Origin of the sequence: Pelotomaculum isophthalicicum JI (assembly GCF_029478095.1) — a bacterium.
GTDB classification, from domain to species: domain Bacteria; phylum Bacillota; class Desulfotomaculia; order Desulfotomaculales; family Pelotomaculaceae; genus Pelotomaculum_D; species Pelotomaculum_D isophthalicicum.
In genome coordinates this window covers 1-14,888 of sequence record NZ_JAKOAV010000050.1, presented here as the reverse complement: position 1 = coordinate 14,888, position 14,888 = coordinate 1, and the positions used below count along the sequence as shown (strand labels likewise).

Sequence of the window (14,888 nt, the reverse complement as noted above, 5' to 3'; positions counted from 1 at the left end):
TTTAAGCAGGGTTAAAAAATAATAACATTACTCACTTTTTAAGAATAACAAAAAAGGCTTGAACTCCTTGCAAATACAGGGTTTTCAAGCCTTTTTATAGTTTGTAACTGTCAAAGATGAGATTATACATCAAAGTACGCGAACATCCATGAGTAATTTTCCTTTATACCATTTATTCATTTAAGCTTACTATATATTATGCCCCAATTCTTTGAAAGTGTGTTCTTTATTTTATTCTCTTCCTTGCTGTTTTTTGTCATCATTGCTATCGCTCCTGCCCGTGCCGTCCCTTTAACATTATTCTCAAATAGTCATTGTAATCCTTTCCGCGCTGGGGCGGCTCATTGGTAATAGTGTAGGTGGAGGGAAAGAGGAACTTGATGGTCTCTGCCGCCAGCCGCCCGGCTGCGTCGTTGTCCAGATGCAATGCAATTGCGGTTATTTGCGGGTAATCCTTGAGGTACTGCGTCAAAGCGGCGGGCGGGGTGCTTTCCTCGATATTCTTTTTCGGCTTGTAAACACCCGCCAGGGACAGGCAACAATCCTTTCGCCAGTCCCTGCCGGAAAGCAGTTCCAATGTACCGTAAGACAAAAGGTCGACGGCGCTTTCAAACAAATGCAGCTTTGTGGATTTTTCCCTTGCCGGAATGGAGAAGGAGAAGTGCTTGTCGCTGCCGCTTGCGTCTCCCATAAACCGGCTGCCGGATGTGCCTCGGAGCGCAACATAGCGGGGAACGCCCTGCGGATCGAAGCCGACAAAGACCGCGTTGTGGCGGTAGCGGCTTTCATACAGCCGTCCGGTTTGAATGCAGTAATCAATCAAGGTGCTGTGTATGCCGCGCCCGGTGAGATAGGCAATCACGCGGTCATTGCTTTTGTTTTTCTCCGGCAACAGCAACCTTCTTGGCTCGGCGGGTTCGAGTGCTTTTGACGGGACAGGCGGCATAACAACAGCCTGCCCGTCTATCTGCATGACCGCCTCGGGGAGCGTCATGCCCCGGACTTTGATGAGATAATCCAGGGCGGAGCGCCCGCCGATGCCGCGTGACCACCAACACCACTTCCCGTTGGATATTTTCAGGCTGTCATGGCTGCGGGTGGTATAGACATTGCCGGAAAAGTGAACCAACTCCTGCGGTTCGTAATGCTGCAAATAGGTCAGCAGATCCATCCGTTTGGCGCTCTTAATCTGTTCCGGGGTCACATAGGGCATAGCGATCATCTCACCTTTCATAGCCCACGGCCTTTTTTTCGGGAACATTCATGTCCTCGTCCGGTTCGTCGTCCACCATCTCGTTTTCCGCCTTGTCCATATTCAGCAGGATGTTCAGTTCATGCAGCCGCGCGGCTTTGCTTTGCAGTTCCTGCTCCTTTTCAAAGGGGATGTCAATTTCTTTCTTCGCTGTTACCATCTGCTGGCGGAGGGTTTTTAGCTGTTCCCGGCAATGATCCAGTTTCTTCGGCATTTCGGCAAAAGCATTGTTGAGCCTTATGATGTTGCCGTGAACGTCCGTGCCCAGCGCCACCGTATGGCTGAGAGCGCCCTGGAGAGTGATTTGATACTTCTTGTTAAAGCCGTCGAAGGAAAACAGCATCGGAAAGCCCAGATAGCTGCCCATTTCCTGCGGCTCCGGCGAGGTCATCAGCTTGCAGGCTTCCAGGATGGCCGCGCCCGCCTTGGCCTTTTCGGGGTAGGCAACGTCTTTGACCGTCATGCCAGCGAATTTGTTTTCCTCGGCATCCCCTCCGGTGGGTGGTAAGGCGCTGTGCCTTTCATACCGGGCAATATCCTTCTCATAGCCCGCAATGCGTTCCTCGGTGGATTTGATCTTCCGGGGGAAGTGTTTGAGCAGCCTGTCCTCCAGTGCATACCGTTGGCTAAGATGGTTCGCTTTCAATAACCTCAACTTGGAAACCTGGATGTCTAAATCCATCTTCTCCTTGATGAGCGGGTTGCCGGTCGCCAGCGCCTTGACTTCCGCGTAGGAAAGCGCCGTTTCGTCAATGTCCCCGGCAGAACGCACCGGGGATTTTGAGGTCATGATCTGTGAGATAAAGCGTTGCTTGTTCTCCAATATTTGATAGAGATAAGCGTCAAAGGTATTTTCCGTCACATACCGAAAGATATGCACCTCGTCGTTTTTGTTGCCCTGGCGGACAATCCTGCCGCTGCGCTGCTCCAGGTCGCGGGGCCGCCAGGGACAGTCCAGATCGTGCAGCGCGATCAGGCGGTCCTGGACATTGGTGCCCGCACCCATTTTAAAGGTGCTTCCAACAAGGATGCGTACCTGTCCCGTGCGCACCTTGGCAAACAACTCCTTTTTCCGGGTTTCCGTGTTGGCGTCGTGGATGAAAGCAATCTCGTCGGCGGGAATGCCGCGATCCATGAGCTTTTGGCGCACGTCGTCGTAAACGTTGAAATTCCCGTCGTTTTTCGGGGTGGACAGGTCGCAGAATACAAGCTGAGTCAGCTTTTTGTCGCGGTGATCCTGCCAGAAGCCGAATATGCTGTCCACGCAGGCGTTCACCTTGCTTTCTTCGTGGTCGGGCAGCATGGGGCTCATCAGACGCTGGTCAAGGGCCAGCTTGCGTCCGTCGTTGGTGATTTTCAGCATGTTGTCCTCATAGGGCTCCACCATCCGGTTGCGCACCTTTTCGGCGCGCTTGCCAAGCTCGACCACCATGTCTTTTTGAAACTCGCTGGGCTTGACCGCCACGTTGTGGTAGTTGGCCTTGGGCACGGGGAGGTCCAGCATATCCGCCGTTTTGATGTCCGCGATTTCCTTGAACATGCTCATGAGTTCAGGCAGGTTGTAGAACCGGGCGAAGCGTGTCTTGGCCCGGTAGCCCGTGCCCTCCGGCGCAAGCTCGATGGCGGTCACGGTTTCCCCGAAGGTGGAGGCCCAGCAGTCGAAATGCTGAAGCCCTTGTTTGCGCAGGGCTTCGTATTGCAGATACCGCTGCATGGTGTACATCTCGGTCATGGAGTTGGATATGGGCGTGCCCGTGGCAAAAACGACGCCGCGGCACTCAGTCAGTTCGTCCAGGTAGCGGCATTTGGCAAACAGGTCGCTGGATTTCTGGGCCTCGGTCTGGGCCAGGCCCGCCACGTTCCTCATCTTGGTGTAGAGGAACAGGTTTTTGTAAAAGTCCGCCTCGTCCACAAACAACCTGTCAACACCGAGTTCCTCAAAGGTGACCACATCATCCTTGCGGCTGGCGTCGTTGAGCTTTTTCAGCTTCAATTCCAGGTTCTTTTTGGTTTTTTCAAGCTGCTTGATGGCGTAGCGTTCGCCGCGCTCCGCCTTGAGTTCCCGGATGCCGTCGGCAATCTCCCATATTTGTTCCTGCAATTGGCGCTTTTGGCGCTCTGCGGAAATGGGGATTTTCTCAAACTGGCTATGGCCGATGATCACTGCGTCGTAGTCGCCGGTGGCGATGCGGGCGCAGAATTTCTTGCGGTTCTTGGTTTCAAAGTCCTTTTTGATGGCCACGAGGATGTTGGCGCTGGGGTAAAGCTGCAAAAACTCCCCGGCCCATTGCTCCGTAAGGTGGTTGGGCACGACAAACATGCTCTTGCTGCATAGCCCCAAATGCTTGCCTTCCATCGCGGCGGCGGCCATCTCGTAGGTCTTGCCCGCCCCCACGCAATGGGCCAGCAGGGTGTTGCCGCCGTAGAGGATGTGGGCCACCGCGTCCACCTGATGCTGGCACAGAGTGATTTCCGGATTCATGCCGGTGAATTTGATGTGGCTGCCGTCGTATTCGCGGGGCCGGATGGCGTTGAAGCGGTCGTTGTAGATTCTCGTCAGCCGTTCCCGGCGCTGGGGGTCTTTCCATACCCAATCCCGGAACGCTTCCTTGATGGCCTCCTGCTTCTGCTGGGCGATGGCGGTTTGCTTTTTGTTCAAAACCCTTTTTTCGACGTTATCCTCGTAGACCGTGTCGAAAATGCGCACGTCACGCAGGTTGAGGGTATCCTCAATAATCTTGTAGGCATTGATGCGCTTGGTGCCGTAGGTGACGTTGGCCTTGATGTTGTCGCTGCGGTCGTCGTTTTTGCCCTTGACGTTCCAGTTGGCGGTATAGCTTGAATAGAAAACGTCGATATAGCGCCGGTACATGTGCGGCGTTTCCAGCAGTTCAAAGATGAAGTCCTTGACCACATCCGGGGGCAGCCAGGCCGCGCCCAGACGCACGTCGATTTCGGAGGCGGACAGGTCTTTGGGCTGCACCGCTTCCAGCGCCTTGATGTTGGGGGCGATCTGCTCCGCAAGGTCGGGTCGCATTTCGGCAAGCCCTCTGGCAAGGCGGAGCTTATTCCGCACATTGCCGGAAAGATATTCATCGGCGGTAACGAAGGGACAGCGGGTGATATCGAAAAAGGCTTTCGGCACTTGAGCCGGGTCTTGCTCTCCGAGGTTGCGGAAGATCACACCCTGCAGGTCATCGGCGAGCTGTTCCTCGGAAAGCCCCGTCAGGCCGTGCATGAGATTTAAGTCCACGCAGGCTTTTTCCGCGATGGAGATGGCCAGGGCTTCGGCGGCGGTGTCCACGTGGGTCACGGTGGTACGCTGCCGGATGGTGCGCTTGTTGAACATGTCCGCCTTGCGCTCCATCTCGCCGTTTTCGTCCAGCACCTCCAAAGAGCAGAGCAGGCAGTAGGCGCTGTCGTCGGCAAAGGCCATGCTGTTACCCCGGCTGTTGATCAGGCCGTATTTGGCGGTAAAGGCGTCGTATAGGCGGTTCAGCTTGCGCTGCTGCTGCAAAATGGCCTCGTCGCTGTAATCCTCGGTCTGGTATTCAATCAGTTCACGGACGCAGTCCCGCAGCGCGATCATACCCTTGATGCGGCCCTGGGCCGTGACGGAGGTTTCCACCCGGTTCATCCGGCTGTTTTCCCGGTAGTAAATCTGACCGTCCACCAGGCAATAGCTGAAATTGCGGACGCTGGGGTCCGCCGGGATGGAGGAGGTATCCATGTCCTCGCCTATGTCGTCCATCTCGTAGTCGCTAATCTCGGCGTGGATGTTTTCCAGCGCCTCCCGCAAAAGCTCGGCAAGGTCGGCGTCCTCGTGGGGCAGGCAGGCGGTCTCGGATTCGTTGCCGTACATGCTTTTGTCAAAGACCATCGTGCCCAGCACCATATCCGGGTTGTCGGCAAAATATTGATTGACGGGTACGCCGTCCTCGGTGGCGGAAAGATGCACCCAGTCCGGCTCAATGTCGATGACGCGGTCGCGCTTCTGCAAAAAGAGGATGTCGGTCGTAACCTCGGTTCCGGCATTGGCAAGGAACGCGTTGTTGGGCAGCCGGACAGCGCCCAACAGCTCGGCCCGCTGCGCGATGTATTTGCGCACTTCGGGATTTTGTTTGTCCATCGTTCCTTTGGACGTGATGAAGGCGACGATGCCGCCGGGCCGCACCTTGTCTAAAGTCTTGGCGAAAAAATAGTCGTGGATGTAAAACTTGTATTTGTCGTATTTCTTGTCTATTACGCCGTAAGAACCGAAAGGCACGTTGCCGACGGCCAAATCGAAAAAGCTGTCGGGCAGGTTGGTTTGCTCAAAGCCCTGGACCGCGATGTTGGCCTGCTGGTAAAGTTGCTTGGCAATCCGGCCCGTGACGCCGTCCAGCTCCACGCCGTAGAGCTTGGAGTTTTTCATGCTCTCGGGCACAAGGCCGAAAAAGTTGCCGCTGCCGCAAGCGGGCTCCAGAATGTTGCCGGTCTGAAAGCCCATGTTTTCCAAACAGGTGTAGATAGCTTTGATCACGGCGGGCGGCGTGTAGTGGGCGTTTAAGGTGGATGCCCGCGCGGAGTTGTATTCATCCTCGTCCAGCAGCTCCTTCAGTTCCGTGTATTCCTTTGCCCACTGGGGGTTGGCCTCGTCAAAGGCTTGCGGCAGGCCGCCCCAGCCGACGTATTTTGACAGGATTTCCTGTTCTTCCGGCGTGGCCAGGCGGTTTTCTTCCTCCAGTTGGTTGAGCAGACGGATGGCCGCGACGTTCCAGGCGTACTTGGTCTTTTGGCCGCCCACGCCCAGGTTGTCGTCGGTGATCCGGAAATTGACGCGGGGCTGCTTGGCTGTTTCCGATACAAGGTTAATGCGGGCTTTGGCAGCTTCGCCGCCCTGTACCTTCTGCCGGACGGGTTCCGTCTGCTGCTCCAAAACGCGGCGCACGAAGCCGACGCTCTCCCTACGGAAGATGGGGAAGCCCACGCCATTTTGGAAGGTGATGTCCCGCAGGCTGACCGTGCCGGCTTCCTCGTCAATTGCGTCAATGGTATAGCGTCGGTCCTCGATGGCAAATTCCAGGCCCACGGATATTTCTTTTTCGGCTGGTTGCTTTTCCGTTTCTTCGGCTTGACTGTCCGGCAGCTCCGAGTCAGATTCCACATCGGATTTTTTGCCCCCGCCTTGCTGCCAAACCGCCTCAATGGCTTCCTGTGCCATAGAAAAAGCGGAGGATTTTTCGTCCTCCGCCTGTTCTATGGCCTCTATTTGCTGTTCCTCGGTTGGCAGCAGGGTTAGCTGTAAATAAGTTCCGCCAGTACGCTTTCCTCGGCCTGGTGCTTGAGGCTGTTCATGTGCCCTGTCCAGCCCAGCGGGTCGGTCGCCTTGTCCGGCGCGGGGCTCGTTTCCAGGAACTGCGCCGTGATCCGCTCGACGCGCTCCCTCGCCGTCCGGTCGATCTCCGCCAGGTGGCTGTTCAGGCCCCCGGACAGCGTCAGGCTGGCGTACATTCCTTTCCGGTGGTTTTTCAAATATGTCTTGCGCAACATCCCATATTTGCCGATGGATGTCTGTTCCTCCGGCAAAGCCAGGTTGGGTATCAAATAATCGCCCTGCTGCGTGTAGGTCAATTCCATGCTCACCGCTCCTTTCATCAATTTGCTTTACGCTTTTATTGTGTGCCGCGTCTCGACTTTTGGCAAATGTGCGGCTTTGGTTTCGCTCCGCTTTTTGCATATCCTTGACCGTGGCCTCGATTTCCCGCAGGAGCATTTCCGCTATATCGCTGGTGGCCGCACCCAGGCGGGAAACGGTGTCGAGGGTGTTGAAGTTAAGCACGCTCTGAAAATCTTCAGAAGTCAGGTATTCGTCGGCATTGTAACCGCAACGGACAAAGAGCATGTAAGCCACGGAGCTTTTTAAAGCGTCCTTGAAAAACACCTCGACGTTCAGATCGTCCAGCTCTTCTATGAAACTGCCTTCCCGGAAAGAAAGCATCTCGGGCAAGTAATCCGTGAAATTGTCGTCCACCGCGTTTGCGGCGGCACTGAGCAAGGCATGGGGCAGGCTGCTTTTTTCGGCTAATTCCCCAAAGGTGTTTTCCAGCGATTCCGTTACCGCCTCGGCATATCTGTCCCGTATTTCCCACAGCGGGACGGGACGGTTGTAGCGGCTGTTGGTGTCGCTCACGTCGAACACATGGCTGAGCCTTAACCGGTTGCCGCTGTCGTCAATGAGGGCGATGCCCTTCGCACCTTTTTTCACCCATCGTCCCAGTTTCCCGTTCCACACTTCAATGGGAGCGCAGGCCGTCGCGTCGGGCCGTTGCGCGTAAATCAAAAGCTGATCCTGAAACGGATATTTATAGCTCCAGGCCGCGGTTTTCAGGAAGGAAGTCCAGTTGGCATGATTTCTGGTGACGCTGAGGGCGGTCCTTTTGGAAAGCTCTGTGATCAGTTGCAGCTTCGTTGCCAATGCGCATCCCTCCTTATTTCAATGTATATTGGTTGGACAGCCTGCCGCCGTCCTCGGAATACCGGGAGGCAATGCCGATCATGTCCAACCGCCTCAAGCGATGATGGATAGATAATTTTATAAAAATATGAAAGAGCGCTTGACTTTGCCCTAACTGGAAGCCGTATACTCCAATCAGAACATGTTCAAATGCCATCGGGTGGTGATTCTATGCTCACAATCGGAGAATTCTCCAGAATCAGCAGGGTGTCTACCAAGACGCTCCGCTATTACGACCAGATCGGGCTGCTCAAGCCCGGATTTGTCAGCAAGGACTCCGGCTACCGCTATTACGAGGTTTCTCAGCTTCGGGATATGCTGCTGATTACGAGGCTGAAGCGGTATCGGTTTTCTTTGCCTGAGATTTCCGCCGTTCTGGCCGCAAGGGACAACGTACGTCTAGCCGAACTCCTGCAAGCCAAAAAAGAGGAGTTCCTGCGGCAAATCAACGACCAGCGGCACATCCTGCTGCAGATGGAGCAGGACATTGAGAAAATAGAAAGGTGTGAGAATATAATGCAAGCGAATTATTTGGTTAAAACCGTGGAAACGCAGCCCAAAACCATCTATTCCCTGAGACGGAAAATGAGTGTTCGAGATTTTGAAGAAGCCTTCGGCGTATTATGCGCCGGTTTGGAAAAAAGCCGGCTGAAACCTGCCGGGCCGTTCCTGTCCGTCTACCATGATGTGGAATTCAATCATGAATGTACGGATATTGAAGTCGGGGTGGAGGTAGCGGGCGGCAGCGGTGAGCAGGTGCGGGCGCTTGCCCCGGGCCTTTGCTGCTTTGCCACCCATATCGGCCCCTATGACGATTTCACTCCGTGCTATACGGCGCTGATGGAATGGATTGAAAGAGAGGGGTATACCGTTTCCGGGCCGCCCTTCGAGTTGTATGTCAAAGGCTGTGCCGACAATGTTCCGCCCAGTGAATATGTAACCGAAATTTATTTTCCCATCAAAAAGTAATTGCACAGGATAGCAAAGGCAGGGGGAACTTACGGAATCTCCCTGCCTTTCGCTTTACAATAAGTTTATCTCTGTTTATCGTTCCGGCTCGCGCCGTCTTTTTGTCTGCTGCTCCGGTTTTTCCCCGGTGTCCCTTTTGGGCTGGAAGGAGCGTAAATACTCGATTTCCTCAAGGGTACGCTTGCATAAATCCTCCACGGCGGCCAGCCGGTCCCCCAGGTAATGCCCCCAAAAGTATTCCTTTTCGCCCTTTCTGCATTTCCAGGTGACAAACTGCGCGGGCGCTTTCTCACTGTGCCCGATGACGAATTCCGCGTTGCCCACGGCCAGCCGGTCGGTAATGACATACCCGGCGTTGATCTCTTTTTCCATATCCCGAAAGCCTCCTAACGCTCCTGTACTTGTTTTTTGTGCTTGGCCTGTTGCCTGGCCAATATCTGTTTTAGCTGTTCCTTCGCCCAATCGGGCATATATTCGGGTTTCAGAACGCCAAGGACATCCTCCCGATTCCAGCGGGATTCCTTGCCGGAATAGAGATTGACGGTGTAGACCGCCCGGCCCCTGGCGTTGGCATGAGCGCCAAAGCCGCCCACGGCCAGCACAAGCTGCCTGTCGGCGGTGCGGTATTCGGGACGCAGGCGCTCCGCGCGGATGACTACTACCTTGTTTTCAATGCTCATTCCATAGTCGTTTGGGATACACTGCTCTGCGGTAAAGAGCGATAAAGGAACGGTAATTTTATCCCGTTCAGCCTTAACCGCCTCAAGCTGCGCCTGCACCCGATCGGTAAACTCGGCCATCATTTCCAGATAGTCCGCGCTTCCCACGACGTTATAATAGCGGTCGATGCCCAACGGGTTATCCCAAGTGCAGTCGCACACCATGTACGGATAATCGGTTTTCCCGTCGTCAACCGCAAAAAGGATTTCTCTATCGCCAACAAGGATGGCGTGTGTTACCTCGTGGGTATCCACCATGCGTTTTTCTTCATCCATCTTCATGCTCACGCTCCTTTGCGGGCAGCGGAAAAGGAGCGGTTATCCGCCCTTTTTCCGCACGTCAGTTACCTCTTTTTATGCTTGAGGCGCAGGTACAACGCGCTGCCGATAATCACCAGGCAAAGCACGACGGCTAGAATCGTCTTCAATTCCACAAAAAATCCCCCCTTATTATTCAGTCAGCAGGTCAGTCCATATATAAAGAGAACACCGGCGTACATAAAAAAGCCGATGCATAAAAATACAGCCAACGGTATGCTTCTCTGCCGCGTCACCGCCGCATAAATGCAAGCGGGAAACAGGGCAAGAAAGAGGATGGCCGCAAGGGTATTCAGCCCGAAGGTAAAGCCCGCCGCCGCCGTCAGCTTGATGTCGCCCCCGCCCACGCCGCCATATCTCATGGCAAGGAGCAGCAGGCAAAGCCCCGGCAGGAGCAATCCCGCGATTCGTTCATACAGGGCAGGGGACGGCAGCAGAAAAGCGGATGCAACCCCGATCAGCCAAATGGCAATCCATGTCCAGTCGGGAATAATCCGCTTTCTGTAATCCACAACGGCCGCCCATAAGAGGGGGATGGCACAAAGCGGCAGCACCACTACCAGTCACCCGTGGTCACATCATCGGAATACATGCTGTCCACCACATGGATTTTAAGGTTCCCTCCCGTAATCCATCGGGATAAGGTTCCACCCGGCGTATGCACGTCGGTGACACAAAGCTGCACGATGTAATCCTTATCGTCGGGGAACCAGACCGGAATGTACTGCTTCCGGTATTTGAAGGGAGATGCGGGGTTCTCCCGGAAAATAAATTGACCGCCTTCTCTGATAAGAGGAATGGCGGTTTCATAGCGGTATTCAGGAAGATAAACTTCTGCCGTCTGCGGCTCTGTAATTAGTTCCTGTTTGTCGTAATTGGTGCCGACAGATGTGGTAACCTTGATGGAATAGCCGTAGCCGGATTTCAGATAGCCCTTGCCTTTGGTGTCATAATCCAATGTGGCGGTTGCCTTCAGCTCGGCGTAGAATTCACGCCATACAAACCGGCCGTTTTCATACCGCTGTTCCCACCACGTCACCCTGGGCTGCTCATTCCTTTTCGGTGGATCGGGCAGTGTGCGGCTTTCCTGCGGCTCTCCGTAAGTCACGTTCTGGATGACCGCCTTTTGGGTATAGATGTTGTTGTCCGCGCTGCTTTCATTGTCCAGGGTTTGGTCGGGATTGATGATGGCGATCAGGGTAATGTCCTTGTCAGCCTGCACATTGGGCGTATCCCAACGCAGGGATACTACATTCCAGGTGTCTTTTTCCATCACGATAGCGTCTATGCGTTTTGAAACGGACAGTTCGGGAATCTGGAACAGCACGGTGACATTTTCCCCCGGTGTAAAATCGAGGCTGCCACGGTTGCCAACCTTGACGGTGGTAACAACCGCCTGATTCTCTTTATATCTGTCCGGCGTTATCCGCTGCACATGCAGGTCATAGGGACGTTCCAGCACCATGATTTCAGCAGAAACCTGATTGTTGCTCAAATTGGTATCCATATAGCCGTTGGGGGGCAATACCTGCGCCGTTATTTGAATAGGAACGCCCTTTGGCCCTGCGGTGCTGGTCACAAGGCAGGCTTTCTTTTCATACGGTTTGAAATTGGTTGTCGCAGGTACGGCGGGAACCGTCTTGCCGTTGATGGTCACATTCAGGCGCACGTCGAACAATGCTATGTCGGTGGAGTTGGCAAAGTACACCGTAAAGCTATAGCTTTCCAGTTCGTACACAGTCGGCGGGGAGGATAAGTTTACCCATACATCGCAAAGCCTGTAAATGGGTGTGTCCGGTTCATCGGGATTATCGGGATTATCGGGATTATCGGGATTGTCAGGTTCGTCAGGATTGTCGGGGTTATCGGGCGTATTAGGATTGTCGGGAATGTCAGGGTTGTCGGGACTAGCGGGTGCATCCGGCTTTTTAACTACGGTAATACTGGAAACGGCGGTGTTGTTGACGGGGTTTTCATCAATGAAGCCTTCCGGAGCTTCCACATTGGACCACAGTCGGTAAATCTCGCCTGCGCTGCCGGCTGTGCCGGTGATAGTGTAGGTTTTGGTTTCCTGCGGCGCGAAGCTCGTTGTTTCCGGAATCTGCGGAAGTATGTTTTCGTTGTTCTTGCCCTGCAAGGGCACATCTTGGAGCACCACAGAGGAATGATTGGTAAAACTTACGGTAAAGCTGTAAGCCTCGTGTTCATAGACGGTGGGTGGGGCCATAATATTGGCCGACAGGTCGCAAGGTTCTTTTTTATCAGGCGGCTGCTCCGGGGGATTTCCGGGCTCGTCGGGTGTATCCGGCGTATCCGGCGTATCCGGCTTGTCGGGTGTGTCATTGTTGCCGGGCGTTGGCTCCGGCGCTGGGTCAACCACCTTGATGACAGCCGTGGCCGTGTTGTTGGCAAGGTTCCCGTCGATAAAGCCCTCCGGCACGCCGATATGCGCCCAAAGGTGGATTTCACCAGCGGCGGTGTCCGCACTGCGCTTCACTTCATAGGCTTTACCTGTATTCGGAGGAAAGTCCTGCGTGACCGGTATTTCCTCGATGGCAGCTTCATCCACCATACCTTCCAATGGCACGTCATAGGCCGAACTGCTTCCACTGTTCATATACAGAACGGTGAAAGAGTAATCCGCCCCACGGTTTACTGTGGCAGGGGCGCGGATGGCAACCGACAGGTCGTTCCCCTCCTGAGCTTTAAATTTGAAAAAGAAATCGGCGGCAGGGATTTGATAGTGGATTTTCTGCGTGATCTCCACCTGTGTTTTGCTTTCACCGTCGGTAAACTCTTTCGTTTCCGGGGTGTAATCCCATTCCAGCCCCATGTATTGAAAGTTGCGGGATAGTTTGATGTCATCTTTATGGAAGGTGACGGAGGTGGTCTGATAAGGGTAGATCAGTACCGGCACGCCCTTGTCCTGTGCCGTGAGCTTCCCGTAAACCTCCTGCTTATCGTCGTTGCACCAGGTCGCTTCCACGTTAATCTTAACCGGAGCCTGATAGGAAATGGCGGTATTTCGCATGGTCTCAAAGGCAATCAAGGTTTTTGGCGTCCAGCCGAAGCCTCCGGTCAGAGAGTCAAAATCCGTGTTTGTGTCATAGCTGCCGTAAACTTCGTCCGTTGAGATATTATGGATTTCCACCACAAGGCTGCCCTTTAGGGTATAGGTTCCTCCGTCAAGGCGTCCGATCCATCCGGCGATGCGTTCGTTTTCATGGTCTGCCACGGTGTTGGCATTTACAAGGTCAATGCGCTGCGGTTCCGGGAAGGACTTCACCAGCATATCGCCCTCATGAATATCTGTAATCAGCATACCGACGGTACGGTATCGGGTGTCATAGGTGGCGCGTACTTGAAACACCACATTGGCCGTGACGGTGAGAACAGCGCCCTCGTCCGTCTTGGCCGTGACGGTATAGGGGCCGCAAAATTCTTTGCTTTCTATGGCCAAAGTATAGTTCGGCGGTATCATCCGGCTTTCGCCGCCGTATCCCAGCTCTATATCTGTCAGTGTTCCGGTTGACGCCGTGACGCTTATGGGAATTTCAGCCGGAAATTGCTCCACGGCCACCACGCCGCTTTCATTTGTCAGGCTGTCTATGGGGGAAGCTACAAGGATTTCAATATCGCTGGCTGTCGCAGCGAATGTCCTGACGGAAAAAAGCAGGAGGCACAGGACCAAAAGGGGCATGGCAAGGAAAAATTTTCGTTTCATTCGGAACCTCCTTCCTTGGTTTGTGTGTTGACGCTGGATATGCTGAAGGGAAGCCGCACCTCCCCGGTCAGAAAGCTGAAAATGCTGCGGGTTCTAAGCGCCCCGTCCACCGTCAGCCGGGGCGGAGTTTCGGTCGCATAGATACTTTCGATTTCCAGTTCATATACCCACTCGTCACCGGCATATTTGTTCAGCCCCGAATCCAGCGCCATGCTTTCGTGCAGGTATTCGTACAGCCTTTCTTCCGCAACCGCCGTATCCAGCAAGGCGTAGCCGTCCCTGCGGTACTCGTCGCGCATGGCATACTCCACGGCGCTGTTCACGCCCCGTTGGAGTACATATTCCACCTGCTGATACAGGCTTTCCATGCGGAAATACTCGATCAGGATGGCGGACAGGGTCAGGATGAAAAAGACGAGAATGATGATAAACACAAAGGTATCGCCTTTGCGGTTTCGCAGTATCCGTTTGATTAGGGCCACAGCCTTCGCCTCCTTTCCGGCGCTCTCATTCCGGGAGCTTCCAATATTTTTCGGACATGCCGGTAATGCTGACTTTCATCGGAATTTGAATTTCCACCGGAGGCGCAAAGGATGGAGTCAAGACCGTAAAGGGATAGCTGTAGCGCATGGTAATGGTGAAGTTATCCCGCAACTGGATTTTCTGGTCCTCGCAATACTCCACATCCTCAACGGCCATCTCCGGCGAAATGCCGGTCTGCTGCTTGAGCCTGTAGAAAACATCATAGGCCCGGTCGGATACCTGCCCTTCCAGTTCCACCACCCTTACAACGCGGCGGCAGACGTGGTTCAGATTAAGATAGGTGGTAAAGACGCTTAAAAAGGACATCACGGTTGCCATCAGCGTAATGACCACCAGCGTTTTTATCATCAGGTCAAAATAGCTGCTGCCCTTTTTACTCAAAAGCAGCTTTAGAAAAAGCAAAGGGGGAGAAAATCTCCCCCGTATGCCCCGGTGACTGCTGTCCATGGGTTTTGCACCTCCCGCGTTTGCGGATATGCCTTTTGGTCACATATCAGCTTAATAGACCGGTAATTTTGCTGACGATGCTGTTCCAAATCTGCGTAATGGAGCCCTGATATAGGGTCATAAAGACCGCACCCACCACCACGACGATAAGCACGACGATGAGCCAGCCGGTCATTTGGTCGCCGGACGGATTAGCCAGTACATTTTTAGCTTTAACAGCGACTGCCAGCACTTTGTTTTTTACTGTTTTCAACATAAATACATACCCCCGTAAATCTGAATTTGGTTTCATGATCGAGTAGCTAAAAGTCGGGAAAATTAATCCCGACTTTTTGGCTCTCACAGAACCGTACGTACGGGCCTCGTATACGGCTCCTGACAAACCTCGGTCGTTATCATTCATAATAACAAGGCAAAATC

The 14,888-nt window shown here is 53.9% G+C and carries 11 protein-coding genes; 1 reads left to right on the top strand and 10 read right to left on the bottom strand.

Annotated features, from left to right (window positions below; all coding sequences use genetic code 11):
• Nucleotides 1–265 precede the first annotated feature (265 nt).
• From L7E55_RS16440 to L7E55_RS16420, 3 genes are read right to left on the bottom strand one after another with little or no spacing between them, the layout of a single operon-like run.
• Nucleotides 266–1,213 carry a DUF3991 and TOPRIM domain-containing protein gene (locus tag L7E55_RS16440; RefSeq protein ID WP_277445430.1) on the bottom strand — a complete coding sequence of 316 codons (948 nt, stop codon included), beginning with the start codon at nt 1,211–1,213 and terminating at the stop codon, nt 266–268.
• Between the two features lie 10 nt (nt 1,214–1,223).
• Entirely contained in the window at nt 1,224–7,709 is a 6,486-nt protein-coding gene (locus L7E55_RS16435) for an N-6 DNA methylase (protein WP_476748275.1), read from the bottom strand.
• A 13-nt stretch (nt 7,710–7,722) separates the two neighbouring features.
• Nucleotides 7,723–7,905 carry a hypothetical protein gene (locus L7E55_RS16420; protein WP_277445427.1) on the bottom strand — a complete coding sequence of 61 codons (183 nt, stop codon included), beginning with the start codon at nt 7,903–7,905 and terminating at the stop codon, nt 7,723–7,725.
• A gap of 14 nt (nt 7,906–7,919) precedes the next feature.
• Between L7E55_RS16420 and L7E55_RS16415 the strand changes: the two genes are divergently transcribed.
• A complete protein-coding gene (locus L7E55_RS16415) occupies nt 7,920–8,717 on the top strand; it encodes a MerR family transcriptional regulator (RefSeq protein WP_277445426.1) in 798 nt (265 codons plus the stop codon).
• Nucleotides 8,718–8,792: 75 nt separating this feature from the next.
• On the opposite strand, the gene L7E55_RS16410 is transcribed toward L7E55_RS16415, so the two are convergent.
• The 7 genes from L7E55_RS16410 to L7E55_RS16380 form a co-directional block, all read right to left on the bottom strand.
• The gene (locus L7E55_RS16410) at nt 8,793–9,089 is read right to left on the bottom strand and encodes a hypothetical protein (protein ID WP_277445425.1); all 297 of its coding nucleotides are present in this window, start codon (nt 9,087–9,089) and stop codon (nt 8,793–8,795) included.
• Between the two features lie 14 nt (nt 9,090–9,103).
• Nucleotides 9,104–9,718 (bottom strand): hypothetical protein, encoded by a 615-nt coding sequence (locus tag L7E55_RS16405; RefSeq protein ID WP_277445424.1) that lies wholly within the window; start codon nt 9,716–9,718, stop codon nt 9,104–9,106.
• Between the two features lie 176 nt (nt 9,719–9,894).
• Entirely contained in the window at nt 9,895–10,308 is a 414-nt protein-coding gene (locus tag L7E55_RS16400) for a prepilin peptidase (RefSeq protein WP_277445423.1), read from the bottom strand.
• 2 nt (nt 10,309–10,310) lie between these two features.
• Nucleotides 10,311–13,478, bottom strand: a complete 3,168-nt coding sequence (locus L7E55_RS16395) for a DUF8195 domain-containing protein (RefSeq protein WP_277445422.1) — start codon at nt 13,476–13,478, stop codon at nt 10,311–10,313.
• Nucleotides 13,475–13,960 (bottom strand): TadE/TadG family type IV pilus assembly protein, encoded by a 486-nt coding sequence (locus tag L7E55_RS16390; protein WP_277445421.1) that lies wholly within the window; start codon nt 13,958–13,960, stop codon nt 13,475–13,477. Before L7E55_RS16390 ends, L7E55_RS16395 begins: the two co-directional genes overlap by 4 nt.
• Nucleotides 13,961–13,985: 25 nt before the next feature.
• Nucleotides 13,986–14,468: a DUF4320 family protein gene (locus L7E55_RS16385; RefSeq protein WP_277445420.1), complete on the bottom strand. Its 483-nt coding sequence runs from the start codon at nt 14,466–14,468 to the stop codon at nt 13,986–13,988.
• Between the two features lie 46 nt (nt 14,469–14,514).
• Nucleotides 14,515–14,888: hypothetical protein (locus L7E55_RS16380; RefSeq protein ID WP_277445419.1), on the bottom strand; the 374-nt coding region annotated here is incomplete at its 5' end.